The sequence below is a fragment of the Brevundimonas sp. MYb52 genome, assembly GCF_002979535.1.
Classification (GTDB): domain Bacteria; phylum Pseudomonadota; class Alphaproteobacteria; order Caulobacterales; family Caulobacteraceae; genus Brevundimonas.
The window spans coordinates 88,586-110,458 of sequence record NZ_PCPB01000010.1 but is presented as its reverse complement, the minus strand read 5'-3'; the positions used below and the strand labels follow the sequence as shown (position 1 = coordinate 110,458).

General features: G+C 68.5%; 24 protein-coding genes, 1 tRNA gene and 1 other RNA gene. 15 read left to right on the top strand and 11 right to left on the bottom strand.

Annotated features, from left to right (window positions below; genetic code table 11):
- Positions 1–35 precede the first annotated feature (35 nt).
- Positions 36–506 (bottom strand): iron-sulfur cluster assembly scaffold protein, encoded by a 471-nt coding sequence (locus CQ039_RS11945; protein ID WP_105562547.1) that lies wholly within the window; start codon positions 504–506, stop codon positions 36–38.
- A gap of 27 nt (positions 507–533) precedes the next feature.
- Positions 534–1,256: a 3-deoxy-manno-octulosonate cytidylyltransferase gene (locus CQ039_RS11940; protein ID WP_105562546.1), complete on the bottom strand. Its 723-nt coding sequence runs from the start codon at positions 1,254–1,256 to the stop codon at positions 534–536.
- Between the two features lie 145 nt (positions 1,257–1,401).
- On the opposite strand from CQ039_RS11940, the gene CQ039_RS11935 reads away from it, so the two are divergent.
- A complete protein-coding gene (locus tag CQ039_RS11935) occupies positions 1,402–2,085 on the top strand; it encodes a cytochrome c family protein (RefSeq protein ID WP_199183635.1) in 684 nt (227 codons plus the stop codon).
- Between the two features lie 221 nt (positions 2,086–2,306).
- Here the strand turns inward: CQ039_RS11935 and CQ039_RS11930 are convergent, their stop codons facing one another.
- Positions 2,307–3,107, bottom strand: a complete 801-nt coding sequence (locus CQ039_RS11930) for a C40 family peptidase (RefSeq protein ID WP_105562545.1) — start codon at positions 3,105–3,107, stop codon at positions 2,307–2,309.
- 77 nt (positions 3,108–3,184) lie between these two features.
- Complete coding sequence (locus CQ039_RS11925; RefSeq protein WP_105562544.1) at positions 3,185–4,570, bottom strand: M17 family metallopeptidase; 1,386 nt, start codon at positions 4,568–4,570, stop codon at positions 3,185–3,187.
- Between the two features lie 94 nt (positions 4,571–4,664).
- Here CQ039_RS11925 and CQ039_RS11920 point away from each other — a divergent pair, with 94 nt between their 5' ends.
- Positions 4,665–5,495, top strand: a complete 831-nt coding sequence (locus CQ039_RS11920; RefSeq protein ID WP_105562543.1) for a tetratricopeptide repeat protein — start codon at positions 4,665–4,667, stop codon at positions 5,493–5,495.
- Here the strand turns inward: CQ039_RS11920 and nudC are convergent.
- On the bottom strand, positions 5,492–6,424 hold the full coding sequence (gene nudC, locus CQ039_RS11915; RefSeq protein ID WP_105562542.1) for an NAD(+) diphosphatase: 933 nt from the start codon (positions 6,422–6,424) through the stop codon (positions 5,492–5,494). The two genes, CQ039_RS11920 and nudC, sit on opposite strands and share 4 nt — an antisense overlap.
- A gap of 73 nt (positions 6,425–6,497) precedes the next feature.
- On the opposite strand from nudC, the gene ffs reads away from it, so the two are divergent.
- From ffs to CQ039_RS11900, 3 genes are all read left to right on the top strand, one after another.
- Positions 6,498–6,591: signal recognition particle sRNA small type (gene ffs, locus CQ039_RS11910), an RNA gene on the top strand.
- Between the two features lie 207 nt (positions 6,592–6,798).
- Positions 6,799–7,197, top strand: a complete 399-nt coding sequence (locus tag CQ039_RS11905) for a DUF3597 domain-containing protein (protein WP_105562541.1) — start codon at positions 6,799–6,801, stop codon at positions 7,195–7,197.
- A gap of 199 nt (positions 7,198–7,396) precedes the next feature.
- Positions 7,397–9,247: a DNA polymerase III subunit gamma/tau gene (locus CQ039_RS11900; RefSeq protein ID WP_105562540.1), complete on the top strand. Its 1,851-nt coding sequence runs from the start codon at positions 7,397–7,399 to the stop codon at positions 9,245–9,247.
- A gap of 21 nt (positions 9,248–9,268) precedes the next feature.
- On the opposite strand, the gene CQ039_RS11895 is transcribed toward CQ039_RS11900, so the two are convergent.
- Positions 9,269–9,883, bottom strand: coding sequence for a malonic semialdehyde reductase (locus CQ039_RS11895; RefSeq protein WP_105562539.1), 615 nt, complete (start codon positions 9,881–9,883; stop codon positions 9,269–9,271).
- 159 nt (positions 9,884–10,042) lie between these two features.
- On the opposite strand from CQ039_RS11895, the gene CQ039_RS11890 reads away from it, so the two are divergent.
- The 8 genes from CQ039_RS11890 to CQ039_RS11855 all read left to right on the top strand — a co-directional run bounded on the left by CQ039_RS11890 (position 10,043) and on the right by CQ039_RS11855 (position 15,837).
- On the top strand, positions 10,043–10,372 hold the full coding sequence (locus CQ039_RS11890; RefSeq protein WP_105562538.1) for a YbaB/EbfC family nucleoid-associated protein: 330 nt from the start codon (positions 10,043–10,045) through the stop codon (positions 10,370–10,372).
- Positions 10,372–10,974, top strand: coding sequence for a recombination mediator RecR (gene recR / locus CQ039_RS11885; protein WP_105562537.1), 603 nt, complete (start codon positions 10,372–10,374; stop codon positions 10,972–10,974). Before CQ039_RS11890 ends, recR begins: the two co-directional genes overlap by 1 nt.
- A 414-nt stretch (positions 10,975–11,388) precedes the next feature.
- Positions 11,389–12,606: a DNA recombination protein RmuC gene (locus CQ039_RS11880; RefSeq protein ID WP_105562536.1), complete on the top strand. Its 1,218-nt coding sequence runs from the start codon at positions 11,389–11,391 to the stop codon at positions 12,604–12,606.
- A 77-nt stretch (positions 12,607–12,683) separates the two neighbouring features.
- Positions 12,684–13,127 (top strand): hypothetical protein, encoded by a 444-nt coding sequence (locus tag CQ039_RS11875; RefSeq protein ID WP_199183636.1) that lies wholly within the window; start codon positions 12,684–12,686, stop codon positions 13,125–13,127.
- 10 nt (positions 13,128–13,137) lie between these two features.
- The gene (locus CQ039_RS11870) at positions 13,138–13,332 is read left to right on the top strand and encodes a helix-turn-helix transcriptional regulator (RefSeq protein WP_105562535.1); all 195 of its coding nucleotides are present in this window, start codon (positions 13,138–13,140) and stop codon (positions 13,330–13,332) included.
- Between the two features lie 53 nt (positions 13,333–13,385).
- Positions 13,386–14,336, top strand: coding sequence for a TraB/GumN family protein (locus tag CQ039_RS11865; protein ID WP_233190146.1), 951 nt, complete (start codon positions 13,386–13,388; stop codon positions 14,334–14,336).
- Between the two features lie 87 nt (positions 14,337–14,423).
- A tRNA-Gly gene (locus CQ039_RS11860) sits at positions 14,424–14,498 on the top strand.
- Positions 14,499–15,165: 667 nt separating this feature from the next.
- Positions 15,166–15,837 (top strand): helix-turn-helix transcriptional regulator, encoded by a 672-nt coding sequence (locus CQ039_RS11855; RefSeq protein WP_146112093.1) that lies wholly within the window; start codon positions 15,166–15,168, stop codon positions 15,835–15,837.
- A 13-nt stretch (positions 15,838–15,850) separates the two neighbouring features.
- On the opposite strand, the gene CQ039_RS11850 is transcribed toward CQ039_RS11855, so the two are convergent.
- Both CQ039_RS11850 and CQ039_RS11845 read right to left on the bottom strand, forming a co-directional pair.
- Complete coding sequence (locus tag CQ039_RS11850) at positions 15,851–16,153, bottom strand: hypothetical protein (RefSeq protein WP_199183637.1); 303 nt, start codon at positions 16,151–16,153, stop codon at positions 15,851–15,853.
- A gap of 90 nt (positions 16,154–16,243) precedes the next feature.
- Positions 16,244–16,765 (bottom strand): hypothetical protein, encoded by a 522-nt coding sequence (locus tag CQ039_RS11845; RefSeq protein ID WP_105562533.1) that lies wholly within the window; start codon positions 16,763–16,765, stop codon positions 16,244–16,246.
- Between the two features lie 148 nt (positions 16,766–16,913).
- Between CQ039_RS11845 and CQ039_RS11840 the strand changes: the two genes are divergently transcribed.
- Entirely contained in the window at positions 16,914–18,116 is a 1,203-nt protein-coding gene (locus CQ039_RS11840; RefSeq protein ID WP_105562532.1) for a threonine ammonia-lyase, read from the top strand.
- On the top strand, positions 18,097–18,639 hold the full coding sequence (locus CQ039_RS11835; protein ID WP_105562531.1) for an FKBP-type peptidyl-prolyl cis-trans isomerase: 543 nt from the start codon (positions 18,097–18,099) through the stop codon (positions 18,637–18,639). Before CQ039_RS11840 ends, CQ039_RS11835 begins: the two co-directional genes overlap by 20 nt.
- 125 nt (positions 18,640–18,764) lie before the next feature.
- On the opposite strand, the gene queG is transcribed toward CQ039_RS11835, so the two are convergent.
- From queG to CQ039_RS11820, 3 genes are all read right to left on the bottom strand, one after another.
- Positions 18,765–19,901, bottom strand: a complete 1,137-nt coding sequence (gene queG, locus CQ039_RS11830) for a tRNA epoxyqueuosine(34) reductase QueG (RefSeq protein ID WP_105562530.1) — start codon at positions 19,899–19,901, stop codon at positions 18,765–18,767.
- A gap of 203 nt (positions 19,902–20,104) precedes the next feature.
- The gene (locus CQ039_RS11825) at positions 20,105–20,791 is read right to left on the bottom strand and encodes a glutathione S-transferase family protein (protein WP_105562529.1); all 687 of its coding nucleotides are present in this window, start codon (positions 20,789–20,791) and stop codon (positions 20,105–20,107) included.
- A gap of 60 nt (positions 20,792–20,851) precedes the next feature.
- Complete coding sequence (locus tag CQ039_RS11820) at positions 20,852–21,838, bottom strand: cation diffusion facilitator family transporter (RefSeq protein WP_105562528.1); 987 nt, start codon at positions 21,836–21,838, stop codon at positions 20,852–20,854.
- Positions 21,839–21,873: the final 35 nt, after the last annotated feature.

The following is a 21,873-nucleotide window of genomic DNA, read 5'->3' as shown; positions in this document are numbered from 1 at the left end:
CTCTTCATCGCAGGGGGATCAACCGGACGCGCCCTTCAGGCCGCGCCGGCGAGGCGAGTTCGCGTATCGCTGTGGTGCTTTTCGAGCGCCTGATTCACGGCGTCGAGCGTGGCTTCCAGCGCCACCATGGTCGAGGCGTGCCGGGCCGGATAGTCCGCCACCTGCTTCAGCACCCGCAGGCCCTCGAAGCGCCCCTCGGGACCGTCGCCGCCGGATTTCAGCATGGCCAGCATGGCGTCGCGCGCCTCGACGATCTCTTGGGCGGTGGCGCCGAGGATGCTTTCGCCCACCACGCCCGCCGCCGCCTGACCCAGGGCGCAGGCCTTCACCGTCTGGGCGAAGTCGCTGATGCGGCCCCGATCGTCCAGCGCCACGTCCACCGTCGCCTTCGACCCGCACAGTTTGGCCACGCGCTCGGCGGTCCCCTCGGGCGCTGCCAGCCGCCCGCTGTGCGGCAGGTTGGCCGCCAGCGACAGAATGCGCGCGCTGTAGAGGTCGTCGATCATGGGATGAAGATAGGCGTTCGATATCCGTCAGGCCAGAGCCCGCGCCGCTTCCAGATCGGCCGGGTTGTCGACCGACAGCGGGGCTTCGGCGATGACCGATGCCCAGATCTGCAGGCCCATCTCCAGGGCGCGCAGCTGCTCCAGCTTTTCGCGCTTCTCCAGCGGCGACGGCGGGGCGGCGCAGAAGCGCATCAGGGCGTCGCGGCGATAGCCGTAGATGCCGACGTGGCGCCAGATCGGGCCGTCGCCATAAAGCGTCGAGCGGGTGAAGTAGAGGGCGCGGCCGCTGGTTTCGCCTTCCGGCAGGGCCAGGACGGCTTTCACCACGTCGGGATTGGCGCGGTCCGAGACGTCGGCCTCGGCGGCGACCAGGGTGGCGATGTCGCAGCCTGATTCGCGGGCCAGCAGGTCGGCGCAGGCGCGGGCCAGATCGGGCGAGGCGAAGGGCATGTCGCCCTGAATATTGATGACGATGTCGTGGGCCGCGTCAGGATCGACGGCCTCGACCGCCGCGCGGATGCGGTCCGAGCCGCTGGGCAGGGCCGGATCGGTCAGGACCGCCAGGCCGCCCGCCGCCTCGACAGCCTCGACGATCTCGGGATCGCCCGCCGCCACGGCGACGCGGAAACCGGACCGGGCCGCCTGTTCCCAGGCGCGCACGATCATCGGCTTGCCGCCGATGTCGGCCAGCGGCTTGTCAGGCAAACGGGTCGCCGCCATGCGAGCGGGTATCATTATCAGCGGATTCATCGACTTGACGACGTCCTGAGGCGCCCGGAAGCGGCCGGGCCGGTTGCGAAGGTCGCGCTAGCGTGTCAGAGACGCCGACGCAAGAATATGCCTGAGGCCGCTTCGCGGTTGGGGGGCTCATTAGAGACGGGAAGCGACGACGCGCATGAGCGGCGATCTGAAGTGGAACAAGATTATGGGCGCGTGCCTGGGCACCGCCTTTGTCATCCTGGTGGTCCAGCAGGTGTCTGGCATGGTCTACCACACCAAGCAGCCTGAAAAGATGGGCTACTTTGTGGACGCGCCGGAAGAATCCGCCGGCGGCGAAGCCGCCCCTCTGCCGATCGACTGGGGCACGGTCCTTCCAGCCGCCGATCTGGCCGCCGGTGAAGCCGCCTTTGCGCGCTGCCAGGCCTGCCATACCGCCAACACCGGCGGCGCGGACGGTATCGGCCCCAACCTGTTCGGCGTCATCGGCGGTCCCGCCATGCACCGCGCCGGCTTTGCCTATTCGGACGCCATGGCCAAGCACAAGGCCGAGGCGCCGACCTGGGGCTATGACGAGATCGACCACTTCCTGACCGCGCCGGGCCGCTACATCCCCGGCACCAAGATGTCCTTCGCCGGCATCCGCGACGAGAAGACCCGCATCAACCTGATCGCCTGGCTGCGTTCGAACGGCTCCGGCGGCTTCGCCATCCCGGCGCCCGATCCGGCCCGTCAACCGGGCGCCGCCGCTGCGGCTCCGGCGGCTGATGCGGCTGCTGCTCCGGCAGAAGACGCTGCGGCGGCTCCGGCCGCTGAAGGCGCGGCTCCGGCTGCGGCTCCTGCGGCAGCCCCCGCCGCCTAAGGGCGACGGACAGTCGAACGATTGGAAAAGGCGGCCTTCGGGTCGCCTTTTCTGCGTTTGGGGGTCAGGCCGCCTGATATGCCGTCACCCCGGAAGCCCGCAGGGCTATCCGGGGCCCAGACGTCAGCGTCCGAACAGGCTTTTGCTGATGGGAGTTCCGCCGCCTGGGTCCCGGATCTGCGGCTCGCAAGCGAGCCTTGTCCAGGATGACGACAGGGTTTTCAGAGGCGCCGGAAGACCGCCGAGGCGAAGCCTTCGCGGGTCAGGCGGGCTTCGACCTCGGCCAGAGGCTCGATGACCACGCCGCCGCGTGCGCCGGTCGAGTGGATGACCTGATCGGCGTCGACCATGATGGCCGAGTGGCCGGTCCAGTCGTCGCCCGCCGGGGCCATCCAGACGACCAGATCGCCGCGCTGGGCGGCGTCTCGGACGATAGGGCGGCCCAGATCGGCCTGGGCGTCAGAACGACGCGGACCGGGCAGACCGCAGGCCAGCAGGGCCTGCTGCACCAGACCCGAACAGTCGGTCTCGAACGAGGAACGGGCGCCCAGGGCATGGGGACGGCCCAGCAGGCGTTCGGCCACGGTCACCGGCTCCCGCTCGAAATCGCCGACGGGTTGCAGATCTTCAGCACTGACGCCCTCGGCCGTCTCGCCCACCAGGGCGTTCAGCGGCAAGGCGGCGGAAATCGAAGAGACGCGGCGGCTGGCCAGGGGCGCGCCGGGCGACAGGACGTCCAGCGCGATCCAGCCGACGATCCCGTCGCGGCGCGCGCGGCCCCAGCCTCGGTCGCTCTGGCGGTGCAGAATGTCGAAGGCTTCGCCGTGCAGCAACTGGTCGATGCGCTGGCCAGCGTCAGAGACAATGTCCGCGACCGGGACCCGGCAATGCATGGGTTCAAGCCGCCCATAGGCCTCGGCCCGCATCAGACCTTCCAGCGCCTGTTCGGCCAGCACGATCCGATCTCCGTCCCTAAGGATCAGAGGCGGGCCGGGCGGGATCAGGTCGAGGGCGTCGGACAATACGAGGACTCGGCGGTTCACGCGGGTAAGTCGTCGCTTGTAAACGCCGAAGCCAAATCGGGCGTTAACAGCCTTGGCTATTTGACGAATCGGTCGCGCAGATAGCGATAGCAGGCGCGCAGGGCCTGAGCTTCCCCACCCTCGGGATGACCCGGACGAGCGCGCGGGTTCCAGGCGAAGATGTCCATGTGGGCCCATGCCCCCGTCGTCGGCGCGAACTTCTGCAGGAACAGGGCCGCCGTCACCGAACCGGCCTGGGCCCAGGCGGCGGAATCATTCCTGACGTCGGCGATCTCGCTGTCCAGCGAGGCGCGATAGCCGGCCCAAAGCGGCATCCGCCACAGAGGATCGCCCACCGCCCGCCCGGCGCTGAGAAGGCCCTCGGCCAGGGCCTCGTCGTCGGTATAGAGCGGCGGCAGTTCGGGGCCGAGCGCCATGCGCGCCGCCCCGGTCAGGGTGGCGAAGTCCAGGGTCAGGTCGGGATTGTGCTCGCTTGCCCGCGTCAGGACGTCGGCCAGGATCAGGCGGCCCTCGGCGTCGGTATTGCCGATCTCGATGGTCAGGCCCATGCGGCTCGACAGGATGTCGCCAGGACGGAAGGCGTCGGCGGAGACCGCGTTCTCGACGGCGGCGACCAGCACCACCAGCCGCACCGGCAGATCGGCCTGCATGATCAAACGGCCCAGGGCCAGGGCATGGGCCGAACCGCCCATGTCCTTCTTCATATTGCGCATCCCGGCGGCGGGCTTGAGGTCCAGACCGCCGGTGTCGAACACCACCCCCTTGCCGACCAAGGCCACCAGCGGCAGGTCGGTCTGGTCCAGCTTCCAGCCGATCTCCAGCACGCGCGGGGCGCGGTGCGGCGCGGCGGCGCGGCCGACGGCGTGGACGGCCGGGTAATTCTCTTCCAGCAGGGCGTCGCCGGTGACGACGGTCAGGCTCGCGCCCGCCGACTCGGCGATCTCGCGGGCGATGGTCTCGATCTGCAGCGGCCCCATGTCGGCGGCGGGGGTGTCCACCATCTCGCGCGCCAGGGCCGCGGCGCCGGCGATGTTCAGGGCCTCGGCGAGGTCGAGGTCCGCTGGCGCGACCAGACGCGCACGGCCGCGCTCGGGCCGGGCCTTATAGCGGTCGAACAGATAGCCGCCGAGGGCGAAGGCCAGCGCCGCCTGTTGAGCCGCCTCGCCCTCAACGCCATCGAGCCGCCAGTCGCCGGCGGGCAGGCGCGTCGGCAGCGACCGCGCGCTCATCGGCTCGAAGGTCTCGCCGGCGCCGAACAGGGCCTCAGACGCCGCGCCGTCGTCGCCGGGGACGATCAGCAGTTGGCCCGCCTTGCCGGTGAAGCCGTTGGCCTCGGCCCAGACCGCCGCCTTGCCGGTCAGGGTCTGCCCCTGCGCGACCACACGCACCGGGCGCGCCGTCTCGGCGGCGGCGATCAGCAGGTCGGAGTGAACCACGGACATGGGGCGAGCCTTTCCGGCCCTTAAAGGCCGATTAACCAAACCTTGACCCGGAGGCGCGACGCTGGGGCCGCAGGAAACCGTCCGGACCCTCTCCATGTCGCGCACCGCCGCCGCCGCCGCAACCATGACGCTGGCTCTTATGGGTCTGACGGGCGCTGTTCAGGCGCAGACCGCCGCCCCGACGGCGACTTCCGCCCCCGCACGCCAGCCCGCCGACGCCGCCACCCGCGCCAGCTATGACCGCGCCGACGCCCTCAGCCGTTCGGTCTTCTGGTCGCAGGAACAGCAGATCAACCCGATGGACCCGATCGCCGGCGTCAAGACGGCCCAGGCCCTGCGCGAACTGGGCCAGTTCGATCAGGCGGCGGAGACGGCCCAGGGCGTGCTGACGCTTCAGCCCGGCAACGTCGAGGCCATGCTGGAGGTCGGCCGCGCCCACATCGCGCGCGGTCAGGCCTTCTACGGCATCGCCGCGCTGGAGCAGGCCCGCGCCGCGGCCCCCCGTGACTGGCGCTCGCTCTCGTTGCTCGGCGTGGCCTATCAGCAGGTGCGCCGCCCCGACGACGCCAAGGCGGCCTGGACCGAGGCCCTGCGCCTGTCGCCCGATAACCCCGACGTCCTGACCAACGCCGCCATCGCCCGCATGGGTGAAGGCGATGCGCCTTCGGCCGAAATCCTGCTGCGCCGCGCCGCCGCCCAGCCGGGCGCCAGCCTGAAGGTGCGCCAGAACCTGGCCCTGTCCCTGGGCCTGCAGGGCAAGACCGCCGAGGCCGAGGCCATCCTGCGCCGCGACCTGCCGCCCGAAGCCGCCGACGCCAACCTGCGCTGGCTGGCCGAACGCACGGCGGCGGCGCAAGCCGTGGCCGCCGTCCCGGTCGCCGAAGCGGGCACGGCCCGAACCTGGTCCTCGGTTCAGGGCGGCTAGTAACAGCAGGCCCAGCTTTCCAGCAGTCGCCGCGCAATCGCGAACGGCGGGGGCGCATGGATGGTCCCATGCGTGCCCGCCAGCACCGCCCGCGCCTCGGCGCGCGTCAGCCAGGCCACGGCTTCCAGCTCGGTCTGATCCGGCGCGGCGTTGTCGTCCGTGACCTCGGCGACCAGGCCGATCATCAGCTGGGCCGGGAAGGGCCAGGGCTGGCTGGAGTGATAGGCGACGCCCGAGACGGTCAGCCCCGCCTCCTCCATCACTTCGCGCGCGCAGGCCTCCTCGATGGATTCGCCGGGCTCCATGAAACCGGCCAGAGCTGACATGCGACCGGCGGGCCAGGCGGCCTGACGCCCCAGCAGGCAGCGCGGTTCATCCTTGTTTTCTGGGCCGCCCTTATAGACCGGCAGCATGATGACGACCGGATCGACGCGCGGGAAATGCTCGACCCCGCAGGCCGGGCAGATGCGCCGCCAGCCGCCCGAGGCCTGATCCGTGGCCTTGCCGCAGGCGGCGCAGAATCCATGACGCCGGCGCCAGTCGAACAGGCTCTTGGCCGTCCCTGCGATGGCGACGTCGGCTTCGGACAGGGCGGCGGCGGCCGCGCGCATCTCGATGAACTGGCCCAGGCCCCCGGCGGGGCCGGTGGTCGGGTCGATGGAGCTTTCGAACTCCACCGCAAACACCGGCGCCCCCTTCCACAGACCCAGGAAGATGTCGCGGTCCGGGACCAGGTCGCGGCCGTGGCTCAGCGCCAGCCAGACCAGACGCTGGCCGCCCTCATGATCTTCGACCAGAGGCCGCCCCTCCCACAGCACCATGGCCAGGGCCTCGGGGTTGGCCTCCTGCTCGCCCAGCCAGGCGGCGTCGTTGCGAAGGTCGCCCGAGCGGTCGAGCGGATTGCCGGAGAAGACGTTGGTATGGGGCATGGCGCTTCATACCCCCGACAAGACGACGCGGGGAGGGGTCTTGATTCCCGCGTCATCAGCCGTCATATCCCTCCTCGGAGATCGCGGGCGAAGGCTTCGCCAACTTGGTCAGGGCCGGAAGGCAGCAGCCACAACGAATTCACCTTCGGGTCGCGGTCTCTACCTTCCATCTTTGTGGCGCTACCGCTCGCCATGCGATGGCTCGCTGCTTGAGCGCCGTTCGGCGCTATGCTTGCGGCTTGAGCGGTTGATTTCAGACAGATTAGACGAATTGGACTCTGTTTTTTGGCAGGGGCTCCCGGCGTCTCGCAAGCTTCACGGAACCGGAATCGCTCTGGCTCGCTGAAAGGGCTTCACCTTTCAGGAGCAGGCGAATGAGCATTCTCGGGTCCATCCTCGGCGGCATCTTCAAGAAGAAGAAGGAAGAGGCGGCCCCCGCCGCACCGGCGGCGCCCGCGCCGACTGCAGCCCCGGTCGCGCCTGCCGCGCCCGCAGCGCCGGCCGCAGCGGCTCCTGCGCCCGAAGTCGATGTCGCCGGCATCCTCGACTTCATGAACGACCAGCGGGCGCAGAAGCTGAACTGGCGCACCTCCATCGTCGACCTGATGAAGCTGGTTGGGCTGGAATCCTCGCTGGCCGAGCGCAAGGAACTGGCCGACGAACTGGGCTACACCGGCGATAAGTCCGACAGCGCCTCGATGAATATCTGGCTGCACGCCCAGGTGATTCAGAAGATCAAGGACAACGGCGGCCGTCTGCCCACCGATCTCTAAGGCTCCCCTTTGCCGTCATCCTCGGGCGCCCGCAGGGCGACCCGGGGACCCAGGCGGCGGGGTTTTCTGCGGCGATGATCCGTTGAGAGCCGCCGTCTGGGTTCCCGGGTTCCGCCGCCTTGCGTCGGCCCCGAGAATGACGGTGCATATCGGCCAAGCGGAGGATGCGCTGGCGGCTCGCGCGCGCTAAGACAGGATCATGAGCGACGTCGATCCTGATCTTGATGGCCCTCCCTGGGAGGAGGACGTTCCCGAGCGGGACGAGAACACCGACGACATGTTCGGCGCGCCCGCCGCTGCGCCCGAGCCTGCAGCGGCGCCCGTTGCGTCCGCGGCGACTGCGCCGACCGAGGCCCAACCCTTCGCGGATGAGCTCGCTGACGACGGCGCCTACAAGGTTCTGGCGCGCAAATACCGCCCGCGCACCTTCGAGGACCTGATCGGTCAGGAGGCCATGGTCAGGACCCTGACCAACGCCTTCGCCACCGGCCGCATCGCCCACGCCTTCATGCTGACCGGGGTGCGGGGCGTCGGCAAGACGACGACCGCCCGCCTCTTGGCTCGCGCCCTGAACAACGAAACCGACGTTATCGACAAGCCGTCGCTGGCCTTGTCGGCCCACGGCCGCCACGACGCCTCCATCATGGCCGGCCAGCACATGGACGTCATGGAGATGGACGCCGCCTCGCACACCGGCGTCAACGACATCCGCGACATCCTGGAAAGCGTCCGCTACGCCCCGGTCGAGGCCCGCTACAAGGTCTATGTTCTCGACGAGGTCCACATGCTGTCGACGCAGGCGTTCAACGCCCTGCTGAAGACGCTGGAGGAGCCGCCGCCCCACGCCAAATTCATCTTCGCCACGACCGAGATCCGCAAGGTCCCGGTGACGATCCTGTCGCGCTGCCAGCGTTTCGACCTGCGCCGCGTCGAGCCCGAGGTCCTGGTCGGGCATCTGGGCCGTATCGCCGATCGCGAAGGCATGAAGATCGAGCAGGAGGCTCTGGCGCTGATCTCGCGCGCGGCCGAGGGCTCGGTCCGCGACGGCCTTAGCTTGCTGGATCAGGCCCTGGTTCAGGCCGAGAGCGGCGCGACGGTGCAGACCGCGACCGTGCGCGACATGCTGGGTCTGGCCGACCGCACCCAGACCATCGCCCTGTTCGAATCCATTATGGCCGGCCGCACCGCCGAGGCGCTGGAAAACTTCCGCACCCTCTACGGCTTCGGCGCCGATCCGGTGCAGGTGACCAACGACCTGCTGGAACATTGCCACGCGGCCTCGGTCGCCAAGATGCTGGGCCCCAACGCCACCCGCCTGCCCAATGATCAGGCGCAGAAGCTGACGGCCCTGGGTGCGGCCATCTCGGCTGGGACCCTGTCACGCACCTGGCAGATGCTGCTCAAGGCCCTGGACGAGGTGCGGCGCGCGCCGAACCCGGCGGACGCGGTGGAAATGGCCATCGTCCGTCTGGCCTACGCCGCCGACCTGCCGGGACCGGAAGAGGCGCTGAAGGCCATCCAGTCCGGCGGGACCCTGCCGGGCGGTGGCGGCGCGGGGGGTCCGCGCGGCGGTGGCGGAGGCGGCGGCGCCTCGGCCATGCTGGCGGCGCGTCCTGTGGCTCAACCCGCCTTTCCCGACCCCCAAACCTTCGAGGCCGTCGTCGCCCTGATCGGCGACAAGCGTGAAATCACGCTGCAGATGGACGTCGAGCGCTATGTGAAGCCGGTGTCGTTCAAGCCGGGCGCCATCGTCTATGAGCCGGCGGCGGGCTCGCCCGTCGATCTGGCGCGGCGCCTGGCCTCGCGGCTCAAGGAATGGACCGGCCGCACCTGGCTGATCGCCGCCAACGGCCAGGGCGGCGGCGAGACCCTGATCGAGATCGAGAAAAAGGCCCGCTCCGCCCGCCGTGCGGCGGTCGAGGCGGACCCCTTTGTCGTGTCCATCATGCAGGCCTTCCCCGGCGCCGAGATCAAGGAGATCAAGACCCTGGCCCCGGCGGTCGAAATGCCCGCCATCCCTGAGGATGACGAGGTGGGCGAGTACGACTGATCGTCCTCGCCGCTTTCGCGCTTACAGAATCTGCGCGGCCTCCTCGAAGTCGAGGCGGGGCGAGCGCGGGAACAGGTTCTCGTCCGTGCCGTAGCCGAGGTTCATGATGAAGTTCGGCTCGACATTGCTGTCGGGGAAGAACTCGGCCTTCACGCCAGCGGCGTCAAAGCCCGACATCGGACCCACGTCCAGACCCAGGGCGCGCGCGGCGATGGTCAGGTAGCCGCCCTGCAGCGAGGCGTTGCGGAAGGCGGCTTCGCGACGACCGGTCTCGTCCAGGAACCAGTCGCGAGCGCCCGGCGCGTGCGGGAAGAGACGCGGCAGGGTGTCGTGGAAATCGATGTCCTGGGCGATGATCAGGTTGACCGGCGCGGCCAGGGTCTTGGCGCGGTTGCCCTCGGCCATGTGCGTCGACAGGCGGGCCTTGGCCTCCGGCGAGGTGACGAAGACGAAGCGGGCGGGGGTCATGTTGACCGCCGTCGGGCCGAACTTGGTCAGGTCGTAGAGCTGGCGGATGATGTCTTCGGACACGGGCCGGTCGCTCCAGCCGTTGCGCGTGCGCGCCTCGGTGAACAACTGGGCCAGGACCGAATCGGAAACCGGAACGTCGCGGGCGGAAAGGGCGTCGAAGGCCATGGGAAAAGCTCCTGAACAGGATTAGTAACTTCAGTTGTGGCTAATATGGCCTGCGCCGGGGCGCCGTCAAGGGGATTGCTACAAAATCTGTTGCTGATGTGAATCGCTGTTCTGCAAGAGGGTCTGGAGCCGCGATGCGGATCACCCTATCTAGGGGGAATGAAAGACCTCAACGCCCTGATGCAACAGGCCCAGGCCATGCAGCAAAAGCTGCAGGACGCCCAGGCGAAAATGGCCGAAACCACCGCCGAGGGCACCTCGGGCGGCGGCCTTGTCTCTATCGCCCTGAAAGGCCCCGGAGAGATCACTGCGGTCAAGATCGACGACAGCCTGATGGCGCCTGGCGAGGGTGAAATCCTGGCCGATCTGATCGTCGCCGCCCACGCCGACGCCAAGCGCAAGCTGGACGAGGTCAACAACGCCCTGATGCGCGAGGCCGCCGGCCCCATGGCCGGGATGAACATCCCGGGAATGCCGAAACTCTTCTGATGGCCGCCTCCGCCGGGCCGGAAATCGAACGGCTCATCAGCCTGCTGGCCAAGCTGCCGGGCATGGGGCCGCGCTCGGCCCGGCGCGCGGCGCTCGCCCTGCTGAAGCGGCGCGAGCAGTTGCTGGTTCCGCTGGCGGCGTCGCTGGCCGAGACGGCGGCCAAGGTCGTCAACTGCTCGGTCTGCGCCGCGCCCGACACGCGTAATCCCTGCTCCATCTGCTCGGACCAGAGCCGCGACAACGCCCTGATCTGCGTGGTCGAGGAGGCCGGCGCCCTGTGGGCCATGGAGCGGTCCGGCGCCTTTCGCGGCAAGTATCACGTCCTGGGCGGACTGCTGTCCGCGCTGGACGGCGTCGGGCCTGAACAGCTGCGCATCGCTGAACTGATTGGCCGCGCGAAAGGCGGCGAGGCTCGGGAGGTCGTCCTGGCCCTGCCCGCCACCGTCGACGGCCAGACCACGGCCCATTACCTGGCCGAGCGCCTGTCGGCGGCGGGGGTCGAGGTCACCTCGCTGGCGCGCGGCGTCCCTGTCGGCGGCGAACTGGACTGGCTGGACGACGGCACCATCGTTCAGGCGTTGCGGGCGCGACGCCCCGCTTAGCTCCCTTCCCCCTCGAGGGGGGAAGGGTTGGGGATGGGGGTGTGGCCACAACCTTAATGTTAAGGGCAAATGAGGCTCTGACGACGACGGCGTGGCGCCGCTGATTTCCAGGTATCAGGCATCGCCATATTCCTGCGAAACGGGCTAGGTTGCCTACCAGCTCGAATAGGGCGTTCAGGTTGTCGATTAGGCCCACCGCTGTCTCCATCCAAAAGAAAGAATGGATGCTCAGGCCGGTCTGAAATCGGCAACGCGCTCCTGTTGTCAGGTCCGCCCCACACAATAGGAACTTGGCCCAGTCTCTTGCGAGCCCACGGAAACCGGCTGCCTTCACCCCCATCCAACCCTCCCCCCTCGAAGGGGAGGGCTTCGCATGAGCTTTCAACGGCCCCCGACTCCGGCTAGGAACGGAGCATGAACACGCTCGAACTCATCCTTCTGGTCGCCGCCGTGGCCGCCGTCGCCGGTTTCTTCTGGGCCTTCATGGGCTGGCAGAAGGCCAAGGGGGCGCTCGACGCCGCCGACGCCCGGCTGGATCTGATGGAGGAGAGCCGCGATTCCATGGCCGAGTTCCTCAAGGCCCAGGCCTCGCAGTCGGCCGAGGCCGTGGCGACCAAGCTGGTGGCCCGCGCCACCGAGACCTTCCAGGCCCAGGACCGCGTCGCCCGCGAGCGGATGGAGGCCCAGCTCAAGCCGGTTTCTGAAACCCTCGCCAAGTTCCAGGAGCACGTGGCCGCGCTGGAGAAGACCCGCGCCGAGGACACCGGCGGGCTGAAGGAGCAACTGGCCGCCCTGATGACCGCCTCGACCGCCACTCGCGACGAGGCCCGCCGCCTGACCGAAGCCCTGAAGGGCAATACCGGCCGTCGCGGCCGTTGGGGCGAGCAGACCTGCCGTAACGTGCTGGAGGCCGCCGGCATGGCGGGCCGCTTCGACTTCGAGGAGCAGAACTCCTCGGCCAATGACGAGGGGCGCCAGCAGCGCCCCGACTTCATCGTCAAACTGCCCGGCGGCGGCATGTTTGTCATCGACGCCAAGGTGTCGCTGGCCTTCGCCGACGAGGCCGACGGCGACGACGACGCCCAGGCCCAGGCCATGTCGCTGCGCACCGCCGCCAGCATGAAGACCCACGTGCGCCAGCTGTCGTCCAAGGCCTATCAGGACCAGTTCAAGCCCAGCCCCGACTTCGTCGCCATGTTCGTGCCGGGCGACGCCTTCCTGGCCGCTGCCCTGGATCACGAGCCCAACCTGATGACCGACGCCATGGCCTCGCGCGTCGTCATCGTCACCCCGACCACCTTGTTCGCCCTGTGCAAGGCGGTCGCCTATGGTTGGCGCGCCGAGGAGCAGGCCAAGAACGCCGAGGACGTCGCCAAGCTGGGTAAGGAGCTCTACAAGCGCCTGTCGGTCATGGGCGGCCACGCCGCTTCGGTCGGCAAGGCGCTGGACGCGGCGGTCGGGCGCTACAACCAGTTTGTCGGTTCGCTGGAGAGCCAGGTCATGGTTTCGGCGCGTCGCTTCGAGGACCTCAAGGTCGATCACGAAGGCAAGGACCTGCCCGAACTGCCGCCCGTCGAGCAGTCGCCGCGCACCCTTAGCCGCCCGGAACTGCTGAACGCCCCGGCAGAGTAGGCGGCTCTGACAACCTTCCTTGACGCCGACCGGCGCGCCTGTAAAACAAGCTTGTCTGTTTTTCGGGGAGAGCGTCCATGTCTTCAAAGCCCGCAAAGCCCTATGGCGCGTCCGCCCTGGTCGGCATGGCTGTCGGCACCCTGGTTCTGGGGGTGGTGGTGGGGCTGGGCGCCGGCTTCTTGTCCGAACTGCCCGGTCAGGTCGGCGTGCTGCTGACGGCGATCTTGCTGGCCGTAGGCATGGGCGGGGCTGTCTGGCTCAGCGTCGGCTGGTGGCGCCGCGTCGATGAAGCCGCGCGTGAGGCGCACAAGTGGGCCTGGTTCTGGGGTGGGACGTGCGGCATGGCTGTCGGTTTCGTCTGCCTGTTGACCGTGTCGATGCGCGGTGCGGAACTGCCCTTGCCGACCTGGCTCGGGACTGCGCCGCAGGACCTGCTGGTGTCGGGCATGATGGCGATCCTGGCCTTCCAGATCGTCGGTTATCTGATCGCTTGGGCCTGGTGGTGGCTGGGTCAGCGATGAGGGCGACAGCATGAACAACCGTCTCAAGGTCCTGCGCGCCGAGCGCGACTGGAGCCAGGCGCACCTGGCGACCGAGCTCGGCGTCTCACGCCAGACCGTCAATGCGCTGGAGACCGGTCGCTACGACCCCTCCCTGCCGCTGGCCTTCAAGATCGCGCGTCTGTTCCAACTGCCGATCGAATCCATCTTCTCGGACGAGGAATAGGTCCGGCGCGCGCCGGACCGATTGACCCTCAGTCACATGAAAGGACGCCTCTGATGCCTATCGCCCGACTGACCGCCTGCGTTCGATCGACCTTGGCCGTCGGCGCCGCCCTGTCGGCCCTGCTGCTGGCACCCTCGGTCATGGCTCAGCAGCCGGCGGTGTCGGGGCCGGTGGCCGTCGCTGCGGCGCCCGTGGGATCGGGACCGGGTCTGTGGGTGGTGCGCGACGCGGATTCGACCGTCTATCTGTTCGGCACGGTCCATGTGCTGAAGCCCGAAACCCCCTGGGGTACGGCCCGCGTCGATCAGGCCTTCGCCAGCGCTGACGAATACTGGTTCGAGATCGCGGACCTGGCCGATCAGACCGGCGTCATGCCTGTGATTCAGGCCAAGGGCGTGTCGCCCGACCGTCCTTTGTCCAGCCTGCTGACCGTCGAGGAGATGGCTGACCTCGACGCCGCCGCTCGCACGGTTGGGGCGACCGCGGCGCAACTGGACCCGCTGCGCCCCTGGCTGGCCAGCCTCCAGCTGGCGCTCGCCTCGATCCAGAAGGCCGGCTATGTCGCGGCCAATGGCGGGGACCAGATCCTGCACGCCCGCGCAGCCGCCACCGGCAAGCCGATCAAGGGCTTCGAGACCGCGCCCCAGCAGATCGGCTTCATCGCCGACATGTCGGAAGACGCTCAACTGGCCATGCTGCGCTCGGGCCTCAAGGAGTTCGACACCGCCGAAGCTGTCCTGGGCCAGATGGTCACCGCCTGGTCCACCGGGGATGTCGAAGGACTGGACGCCCTGATCGGTCAGGAGATGAAGGTGGAATCACCCGAGCTGTACGCCGTCATGCTGACACAGCGGAACACGAAGTGGGCCGATCAGATCCAGACCCTGCTGGCCGGTTCGGGCACGGCCTTCGTCTCGGTCGGCGCGGGCCATTTGGCGGGCTCTGACAGTCTTCAGGCGCAGTTGGAACGGCGCGGCGTCTCGATCGAACGCATCCGCGACTGAGCCGCAGGGTCCAGCCGATTTTCCATAGGCCCGGCCCCGCGCCGGGCCTTTCCTTTTCGGCCCCGCCCTCTATGGTCCGCCCCCAGCGCGGCCGTAGTTCAGAGGTAGAACGTCAGCTTCCCAAGCTGAATGTCGCGGGTTCGATTCCCGCCGGCCGCTCCATTCCCTCTCGCGATTATACGGACAGGTCTCGCTCGAGGCGGCAGGCCTGACGCTTCGGCGGCGACTCCGGTCGTGCGGAACGCTGGGGGGCGTGCAGTTCCGCGTGAGGTCGTCGCGCCGAAGCGCCCATGTTTGAGCGGAGGCGGAGCGCCCACGCCCGGCCCGCCCTTTGACGCGTCGACCCCGCAAACGCGGTGGTGGCGATCGGCGCGCCTGGGGTCCGGCGGGACAGGCTCGCGACGCGGCCTCGCGCGCGATGTCATTTCGCGGCGGTTGGTGCGGTCTTGGACCCGTCCGAAGTCTTTCCGGCGTCTCTGATTGTAAAATCACCGAGGGGCTCAGGGCTGTCGGCGGCGTCTTGCCCAGGAAAAACGTGTCAGTTCATCAATTTGCGACGTTAACAACTTGTTAGTAATCTCCATTTCACTTTGTTGATAGATTAATTGGTAGAAATCAAAGTATTTGATCAAACTAATTATGTAAAATGTAGACTATTACTGATCTTCGATCTGAATTTTGCATCGAATTTCAGTTTTGAATATCACCAATCTGTGGGGTGTTTGCGGGAATATTTTGGGGTATGGTCAATTCCGTCGACATTGTGGCGTTGTGACGTGGTGGTGAAACAACAGGTCGGACGGGGGCGGCCAGAGCTTGGAGTGTCAGGGTGGCGCAGAGTTCTGTTGAGATTGATCTGGCGACCAGCGTGCCGGGAGAACCGTTCTGGTTTTCGACTGATCGGCGCGTGTCGCGTGACCGGCGACGTCCTTCCACGTCGGACGAGGGCGGGCCAGACGCCGTCTGCGGCCGGGCTTTGGCCAACTGGATCGACAGCGAGCGGCGAGCCCGGCTGATTGTGACGCGCGATCTTGACGTGATGTGGATGAACGAGGCGGCGCGGCGACTGCGCGATGAGGGCGAGGCGTTCGAGATGTGCGACGGGCGCCTGACGCCGCGGTCCGCCATCATCGCCGGCCTGGTCGCGGCGGCGCGGTCCGAGGAGGCGGGCTGCGCCGTGGTGCCGGGCGAGGGCGGGCGCCATTGGGTGGCCTGGGCGCGCGAGGTCTGCGCCGCGCCCGACGCCCTGATCGGTCTGACCTTGCAGCGGGCGCGAAGCGAGATCCGCTTTCAGGCCCTGATCGAGAACCACCTGCTGACGCCGTCGGAAGGCCGGATCATCGAAATGCTGCTGGCCGGCGCCGAGACGGGACGGGTCGCCCAGGCGCTGGATATTTCGATCGAGACCCTGCGCACCCACCTGAAGCACGCCTATCAGAAGCTGGGCGTGCGCAGCCGCGGCGAGTTGTTCGCCGAGGCGTTGAGTTTCGTCGGCCCCTGATCGGCCGCAGACCTTAGGCGGCCGGGGAGGGAACGCCGACCACGGCGGGTGTCGGCGTGACCGATCCAGGCGCGACAGACCCAGACGCGAGGGGCGTTGGCGTGGCGGCGCTGGCGGCGTCGGCCTGGACCAGCAGGGGGCCCAGAGCGAAGGCGGCGACCGCCGCGCCGGCCGACAGGGCCAGGACCGCCACCACCACATAGGCCGCGATAGAACGCGAACGGCGACGACGGAAACCGCCGGATTTCACGGCGCGGATGATGACGAAGGGGCCCTTGTTGAAGGCCTCGGAACCCATGATGTTATGCTGGGACAAGAACGCGCTCCCCGACTGTCCAGGAATGGATCAGTTCACAGAGCGGTCCTGTAAGGCCAAAGGATGGCGAACGCTGATCCCTGGCGTCGTTCAGCTTCCGAGCGTGACGTTGATCATACGCCCGCCGCGCGTCTGGACGCGCTTCATCAGCACCACGATGTCGTCGCCCGCCTTGACCGGCGAGATCAGGAACCAACTGCCGTCGGGCAGGCCGTTGAAGCGGAAGGCGTCGTTGGCGCAGGCTTGGGCGCGCTCGAACGAGCGGTAGTCGGCGCCCTGCTCGCCGGCCGAGCGGGCGCGCACCACGGCGGCGGGCACGGCGGCGCGTTCGGTCGAACCATAGAGGCGCTGCATCCGGGCGCGGGTGTAGCCGGTGTCGGGGATCAGGCCGACATTGCCGACGCAATGGAAGCTCTTGCCGTCCTGAGCGAAGACGACGCGGCCTTCGATCGAGGCTTGGCCCGCGCGAGTCGACCAGGCGAAGGCGTCGGCGCTGAATTCAGCCGAGTTGACGGGCGCGCCGCCGCTCATGGGCATGGTGGCGCAGGCGCCGAGCGCGAGGGCGCCGGCCAGAATGGCGGCTAGGGCGAGGTAAGGGCGACGGGTCGACATGGAGGGGGCTCCCAGAACGCATTTCAAGCGTCACCGGCATGACCCTCCATGGCCTCGAGAGTCAAGGTTGCCCGTCCGCTTCGGGTGCGTCACAAGGGCGCCGGAGACCGGACGCAGAGACCGGCCGAGAAACGAATTCAGGGGCTTCATGACCGTCACCATCGACGATATTCGCGCGGCGCAATCCCGCATCGCCGGCCAGGTGGACCGCACCCCCGTCCGCTATTCGCGCCGCCTGTCGCAGCTGACCGGCGCCGAGATCTGGATCAAGTACGACAACCTGCACTTCACCGGCAGCTTCAAGGAGCGCGGCGCCTTGAACCGGCTGCTGCAGTTGACGCCGGATGAGATGAAGCGAGGCGTGGTCGCCGCCTCGGCGGGCAACCACGCCCAGGCCCTGGCCTATCACGGCGGTCGTCTGGGCGTGCCGGTGACCATCGTCATGCCCGAGGGCACCCCCTTTGTGAAGGTGGACGGCACGCGCGCCCACGGCGCCAATGTCGTCATCCACGGCCTCGACTTCTCCGGCTCAACCGAGGAGGCCAGGCGGCTTCAGGCCGAGCACGGCTATGTCTTCGTCTCGGCCTTCGACGACGAGGGCATTGTCGCGGGTCAGGGCGTCTGCGGCCTGGAGTTTTTGGAGGATGCGCCGGATCTCGACGCCCTGATCATCCCCATCGGCGGCGGCGGCTTGATCGCGGGCAGCGCCATCGCCGCCAAGGCGATGAAGCCGGGCATCAAGGTCTTCGGGGTCGAGGCGGCGCGCTATCCCTCCTTCACCGCCCGTCGTCGCGGCGAACCGGCCAAGTGCAGCGGCCAGACCATCGCCGAGGGCATCGCCATCAAGGCCGTGGGCGAGATCCCCTTCGCCCTGGCCGACAGCCTGATCGACGAGGTCTTCGTCTGCGAAGAGGCCGATTTCGAAAAGGGCGTGGCCCTGCTGGCGACGCTGGAGAAGACGGTGGCCGAGGGCGCCGGGGTCGGCGGTCTGGCCGCCGTCCTGGCCAATCCGGAACGCTTCAAGGGCATGAAGATCGGCATCGAACTGACCGGCGGCAATATCGACGCCCGCATGCTGGCCGTGGTGCTGAACCGCGAAATGGTCCGCGAGAAGCGGCTGATCGTCTATCGCATCCTGGGCGACGACCGCCCCGGCATGCTGTCGGCCATGGCCGCCGTGATCGGCGGGCTGGGCGGCAATATCATCGACGTCGTGCACAACCGGCTGGCGCTGGACGTGCCGGCCAAGGGGGCGGAGTTCGACATCATGGTCGAGACCCGCGATGCCAGACATGCCGAGGAAATCGGCGAAGCATTGAAAGAACGTGGCTATGAACTTCGCATGGGCTAGGCCCGTTTTGGTCGCGGCGTCCGCCGCCGCCCTGTTGGCCGTGGCCGCCTGCAATCGCCAGCCCGCCGTGTCGAGCGCGGACCTGGCCAGGAACGCCGAGGCCGCCGCCGCCTTCATGAAGACCAACGCCTCGGCGGAGGGGGTGCAAACCCTGCCGTCGGGTCTGCAGTACAAGGTGGTCGCCAGCGGTCCGGCGGGCGGCGTCCATCCCGACCGCAACGACCTGGTGCGCGTCGACTACGAAGGCAGCCTGACCGACGGCACGGTTTTCGATAGCTCGTTCAAACGCGGCGCCCCCGCCGTCTTCTCGCCCGAGGGCGTGGTGCCCGGCTGGACCGAGGCCCTGCAGCTGATGAAGCCCGGCGACGAATGGCTGCTCTATCTGCCGCCCGAGCTGGGCTACGGCGAAGCGGGCGGTCCGCCGATGATTCCGGGCAATGCGGTGCTGGTGTTCCGGCTGAAGTTGCTGGACGTGGCGGCGGTGCCGGGCGGCGGTCGCGGCGTCGGTTCGGCCGAGGTCTGATCTTTCTCCCTCCCCTTCATGAGGAGGGTGGTCGCGTAGCGACCGGGTGGGGAGGGCGAGGCTGATTATCAGCAGCGTCCGATTGCCGAAGCGCCCCCACCCGACTTCGGCCCCAAGTCGGGGCCTCAGCCACCCTCCCCATGGGGAGGGAGAGGCGTGCTCCACTCGACTCTCACGCTCTCGTCGTCTTCCCCCGCCAGTCGCGCCTCGCGCAGCGCCGTGAACCGCGCGCCGTTAAGCCGTGACAGCGCCCAGGCCGCTGCGCCGCGCACCACGGGGGCCGGGTCGTCCAGCAGGGCCTCGACCGGCGTGATCAACTCGGCGTCGCCGGAGTTCCCCGCCGCATAGAGGACGTTGCGGATAAATCGATCGCGCCCGATCCGCTTGACCGGGCTCTTGGTGAACAGGGCGCGAAAGGCTGGATCGTCCAGGGCCAGCAGGTCGGCCAGTCGCGGCCCCTTCAGGCTGTCGCGGGCGTGCAGCCGGGCCTCAGACGCCCCTTGCGCGAACTTGTTCCACGGACAGGCACCCAGGCAGTCGTCGCAGCCATAGATGCGCGGTCCCGCCGCGATGCGGAACTCGACCGGCCAGGGATCGGCGAACTCGATGGTCAGATAGGACAGGCAGCGCCGCGCATCGATCTGGAACGGTGCGGGAAAGGCCTTGGTCGGACAGGCGTCCAGACAGGCGGTGCAGCGGCCGCAATGCTCGGTCTCGGCCTCGTCCGGTTCGATCTCGGCGGCGGTCAGGATGACCCCGAGGAAGAGCCAGTTGCCGTGGGTCCGGCTCAGCAGATTGGTGTGCTTGCCCTGCCAGCCCAGACCGGCGCGCTGGGCCAGGGGTTTCTCCATCAGGGGGGCGGTGTCGACAAAGACCTTCACGTCTTGACCCAGACGCGCCGCCATCTGCCCGGCCAGGATCTTCAGCCGCCCCTTGATGACCTCGTGATAATCGTCGCCGCGCGCATAGACGGAAATATAGCCCGCCGACCGGTCCTCGAGCTCCGGCAGGGGATCAGCCTCGGGGCCGTAGTTCATGCCCAGGACGATGGCGGTCTTCGCCCCGTCCCACATGGCGGTGGGGTGAGCGCGGCGCTCCAGCGTCGTCTCCATCCAGCCCATGTCGCCGTGCCGCCCGGCCTCGACGAAGTGGGCCAGCTTCTCGCCCGCGCTCCACGGTTCGCTGGCCGAGGCGAAGCGGCACACGCCGAAGCCCAGTTCGGCGGCGCGTTTCCGGATAAAGATGCGGGGATCGGCCGCCATGACGCTCGTTTGGTGCGGTTGGGTGAGGGAGTCGAGTCCGATGATGTTCCCCTGCCGTCATCCCGGACGGCCGTCAGGCCGATCCGGGGCCCAGGCGGGGGCTTTATGAACGACAAGGGTCAGTCGATCTCTACCGTCTGGGTCCCGGATCTTCGGCCCGCTGCGCGCGCCTTCGTCCGGGATGACGACAAGGAAGTAGGACCTCAGAAGTCGAGGTCGGCGTACCAGGTGGCCGGATGGACGCCGGGGAAACGGTCGCTCAGCAGGGGACGGAAGCAGGGGCGCGACTTCAGCTTGGAATACCAGGTCTTCAGCGACGGATAGGACGCCCAGGTGATCTCGCCGAAATAGTCCAGCACCGACAGGTGGCCCGCTGCGATCAGGTCGGCCTGGCTGAGCCGACGCCCGGCCAGCCATTCGCGCCCGGCGGCTAGACTTTCCAGCATGGCCAGATGGGCGCGCAGGGCGTCGCGTCCCTCGCGCAGCATCCGCGCCTCGGGCGGACCGAGGCGCAGCAGGGGCTTTTCCATCCGCTCGTGCAGCAGGACGGCGTCGACCTCGTCGATGAAGCGGCGGTTGAACCAGGTCGCCAGTCTTCGTGCCTCGGCGCGCTCACCGATGTCGGCGGGCATCAGGACGTCGCCCTTGGCCCGATCCTCGATCCAGCCGAGGATGGCGTCGGTCTCGCACAGGGTCAGGGTCTTGCCCTTTTCCGTCACGCTCAGGACCGGCGGCATCCCCGAAGGATTGAGGTCGAAGAGGGGGCAGTCCTCTTCCCACGGCTTGACCAGTTCTTCGCCGAAATCGATGCGCGCCTCGCCCAGCGCCAAGCGCGCCGTGCGCGAGCCGGGGTGGAAGGCGAAATGATAGAGGACGGCGGACGCGGACATTGCTCCACCCATGCGCCCGCGCTCGTTAAGGCTCCGTTTACCGCGACGCCCGGTCGCAGGTCAGGACCAGGGGCCGTTGGATGTCGAGGCGGACAGATGCGGCGCCGACGCTTCTGACGTTTCGGGGGCCGCCGTTTCAGCAAAGACCCCGCCGTGCGGCTCGGCCAGCCCCCTCGGGTCGGCGTGGATCAGGATGTCGGCGTGGGGGAAGGCGGCCAGGATGCGCTGCTCGGCCTCGACCACGATGGCGTGGGCGGCCTCCAGCGTCAGGCTGGGCTCCAGATCGACGTGCATCTGCACCATCAGCACCTGTCCGCCCATGCGGGTGCGCAACTGGTGGACGCCCGAGATCCGCGGGTCGGCCAGGACGGCGGCGACCACGGCGGCGCGGTCGGCGTCGGGGGCGGCCCGGTCCAGCAGGTGATCGGCGGCGTCGCGCAGGATGGAGATGGCGCCCCAGAACAGCCAGACGGCCACGACCAGACCCGCCGCCGCGTCCAGCCCAGGCGCCCCCAGGTAAGCCCCCGAGATCACGCCGATCAGGACCACGGCATTGGCGGCCAGATCGGCGGCGTAGTGGGCGCGGTCGCCCGCCACGGCCAGGGACGAGGTCTTCTTCAGGGCTTGGGTCTGCATCCACACCAGCCACAGGGTGACGGCGATCGAGACCACGACCACGCCGACGGCCCAGCCGCCGGCCGTCACCGGGCGTGGATCGAAGATGCGCTGCACCGCCTCCCAGCCGATGAAGACGGCGGAGGCGAACACCAGGCCCGCCTGCACCAGGGCGGCCAGGGCCTCGGCCTTGCCGTGGCCATAGCGGTGCTCCTCGTCCGGCGGGGCGGCAGCCCAGCGCACGGCGAAGAAGGTGGCCAGTGAGGCGATCAGGTCCAGCGACGAGTCCGCCAGGGTCGCCAGGATCGACACAGAGCCCGAAGCGCCCAGCGCAAAGGCCTTCATCACGATCAGGATGGTCGCCGTCCCCACCGACAGGGTGGTGATCCGGCGGGTCTCTGCGTGGGCGGCGTCGAGGGAGGAGGCGGTCATCCCCGCCCTTGTCGCGCAAAACCGCGTATCCGCCA

What these genes read in the sequence shown, in the direction of transcription:
- CQ039_RS11945 (WP_105562547.1), bottom strand. Translation starts at nt 506, where the DNA reads ATGATCGACGACCTCTACAGCGCGCGCATTCTGTCGCTGGCGGCCAAC.
- CQ039_RS11890 (WP_105562538.1), top strand. Translation starts at nt 10,043, where the DNA reads ATGAAAGACCTCAACGCCCTGATGCAACAGGCCCAGGCCATGCAGCAA.
- queG (WP_105562530.1), bottom strand. Translation starts at nt 19,901, where the DNA reads ATGGCGGCCGATCCCCGCATCTTTATCCGGAAACGCGCCGCCGAACTG.
- CQ039_RS11820 (WP_105562528.1), bottom strand. Translation starts at nt 21,838, where the DNA reads ATGACCGCCTCCTCCCTCGACGCCGCCCACGCAGAGACCCGCCGGATC.
- CQ039_RS11940 (WP_105562546.1), bottom strand. Translation starts at nt 1,256, where the DNA reads ATGAATCCGCTGATAATGATACCCGCTCGCATGGCGGCGACCCGTTTG.
- CQ039_RS11900 (WP_105562540.1), top strand. Translation starts at nt 7,397, where the DNA reads ATGAGCGACGTCGATCCTGATCTTGATGGCCCTCCCTGGGAGGAGGAC.
- CQ039_RS11865 (WP_233190146.1), top strand. Translation starts at nt 13,386, where the DNA reads ATGCCTATCGCCCGACTGACCGCCTGCGTTCGATCGACCTTGGCCGTC.
- CQ039_RS11825 (WP_105562529.1), bottom strand. Translation starts at nt 20,791, where the DNA reads ATGTCCGCGTCCGCCGTCCTCTATCATTTCGCCTTCCACCCCGGCTCG.
- CQ039_RS11895 (WP_105562539.1), bottom strand. Translation starts at nt 9,883, where the DNA reads ATGGCCTTCGACGCCCTTTCCGCCCGCGACGTTCCGGTTTCCGATTCG.
- recR (WP_105562537.1), top strand. Translation starts at nt 10,372, where the DNA reads ATGGCCGCCTCCGCCGGGCCGGAAATCGAACGGCTCATCAGCCTGCTG.
- CQ039_RS11835 (WP_105562531.1), top strand. Translation starts at nt 18,097, where the DNA reads ATGAACTTCGCATGGGCTAGGCCCGTTTTGGTCGCGGCGTCCGCCGCC.
- CQ039_RS11840 (WP_105562532.1), top strand. Translation starts at nt 16,914, where the DNA reads ATGACCGTCACCATCGACGATATTCGCGCGGCGCAATCCCGCATCGCC.
- CQ039_RS11845 (WP_105562533.1), bottom strand. Translation starts at nt 16,765, where the DNA reads ATGTCGACCCGTCGCCCTTACCTCGCCCTAGCCGCCATTCTGGCCGGC.
- CQ039_RS11935 (WP_199183635.1), top strand. Translation starts at nt 1,402, where the DNA reads ATGAGCGGCGATCTGAAGTGGAACAAGATTATGGGCGCGTGCCTGGGC.
- CQ039_RS11870 (WP_105562535.1), top strand. Translation starts at nt 13,138, where the DNA reads ATGAACAACCGTCTCAAGGTCCTGCGCGCCGAGCGCGACTGGAGCCAG.
- nudC (WP_105562542.1), bottom strand. Translation starts at nt 6,424, where the DNA reads ATGCCCCATACCAACGTCTTCTCCGGCAATCCGCTCGACCGCTCGGGC.
- CQ039_RS11880 (WP_105562536.1), top strand. Translation starts at nt 11,389, where the DNA reads ATGAACACGCTCGAACTCATCCTTCTGGTCGCCGCCGTGGCCGCCGTC.
- CQ039_RS11905 (WP_105562541.1), top strand. Translation starts at nt 6,799, where the DNA reads ATGAGCATTCTCGGGTCCATCCTCGGCGGCATCTTCAAGAAGAAGAAG.
- CQ039_RS11875 (WP_199183636.1), top strand. Translation starts at nt 12,684, where the DNA reads ATGTCTTCAAAGCCCGCAAAGCCCTATGGCGCGTCCGCCCTGGTCGGC.
- CQ039_RS11925 (WP_105562544.1), bottom strand. Translation starts at nt 4,570, where the DNA reads ATGTCCGTGGTTCACTCCGACCTGCTGATCGCCGCCGCCGAGACGGCG.
- CQ039_RS11920 (WP_105562543.1), top strand. Translation starts at nt 4,665, where the DNA reads ATGTCGCGCACCGCCGCCGCCGCCGCAACCATGACGCTGGCTCTTATG.